Below are 1,431 nucleotides of genomic sequence, written 5' to 3' on the forward strand. Positions count from 1 at the left end.
TGGTGATCGATCTGGACGTGACGCTGGTCACCGCACACTCCGACAAGGAAGACGCGACCCGCACCTGGAAGAAGGGTTTCGGGTTCCATCCGTTGCTGGGATTCGTCGATCACGGCGGGCCCAGCGGGAGCCTGTCATGATTCCCGTGTAAGCCACGGGTGACTGATGTCATTAGCCTATCACATGGGAAGTCGTCCGGGGAAGAGGACGACGAGAGTGTTCAGGGCTGTCTTCCAGCCATGTGTTCCGGTCCCGGATTCACCTCCTCGCTTACTGGAAATGTTCCGCAGGCCGAGGTAGATGAGCTTCATCGCTGCCTCGTCTGACGGGAAGTGACCACGCGTCTTGGTGATGGAGCTGGAAGTTGATGGACTCGATCGCGTTCGTGGTGTAGACGATCCGGCGCAGCTCCGGCGGGTAGTCCAGGAACGGTACGAACTCGTTCCAGGCACGGCGCCACACGTCGATCACGCCCGGGTACTGGCGACCCCATTCCTGATCAAGGTCCTTCAGCGCGATCTCGGCGGCCTCGACCGAGGGCGCGGTGTAGATCGCCCGCATCGACTTCGCGACCTTCTTACGGTCCTGATAGGACACGAACCGCATGGCGTTTCTGATCACATGCACCACGCAGGTCTGCACGACGGTGTCGGGGAATACGGCCGTGATGGCCTCGGGCAGCCCGGACAGTCCGTCGCAGCAGGCGATCAGGATGTCGCGTAACCCCCGGTTGCGCAGCTGGGTGAGCACCGAGTGCCAGAACTTCGCGCCCTCGGCCTCGGCGATCCAGCACCCGAGCGCGTGCTTGCGCCCGTCCACATCGACGCCGATCACCAGGTACGCGACCTTGATGGTCACCGCACCCTTTCCCGGACCTTGATCCGGATACCGTCGACATAAACGATCGGGTAGACCTCGTCGACGGGACGGTTTCGCCAGATCTCGATTTCGTCGGTCACCACCTCAGTGATGTTCGAGATCAATTCCCGGGATGCTTGGACACCGTACACCTCGAGTAGGTGCGCCTCGATGTCGCGGGTCGACATCCCACGGGCGTAGCAGGAGAGTACGAGTTCGTCGATCTGCCCGACCCGCCGGGCGCGTTTCGGCACGATCCGCGGTTCGAACTCGCCGTTGCGGTCGCGCGGGACGCTGATGGTCACCGGCCCGTTCGTGGTCGACACGCTCTTGGTCGAGCTGCCATTACGTGAATTGCCGCTCCCGTGGCCGGCCGGATCGTCGCGTTCGTAGCCCAAATGATGGGTCATCTCGGCCTGCAGGGCCCGTTCCAGGACCGCCTTCGTCACAGGGCCCCGGCGTTGTAGATCTTTGTCCGGTTTGATCGTTTGTTGTTAGATTCCGAAGACCGCGAAGGCGGCGGCGTGGTCGTGGAGGTCGCGTCGGGCGTGGGCGAGGTTGGCGCGGCCGGCG

1 pseudogene is annotated in these 1,431 nt (G+C 63.0%); it reads right to left on the reverse strand.

The features are described 5' to 3' along the window. Positions 1-179 precede the first annotated feature (179 nt). Positions 180-1,307 (reverse strand): annotated as a pseudogene (locus KME75_RS41520) (IS256 family transposase); the annotation flags it as partial. Between the last annotated feature and the right edge of the window lie 124 nt (positions 1,308-1,431).

The sequence above is a fragment of the Pseudonocardia nigra genome, assembly GCF_019396355.1.
Lineage (GTDB): Bacteria > Actinomycetota > Actinomycetes > Mycobacteriales > Pseudonocardiaceae > Pseudonocardia > Pseudonocardia nigra.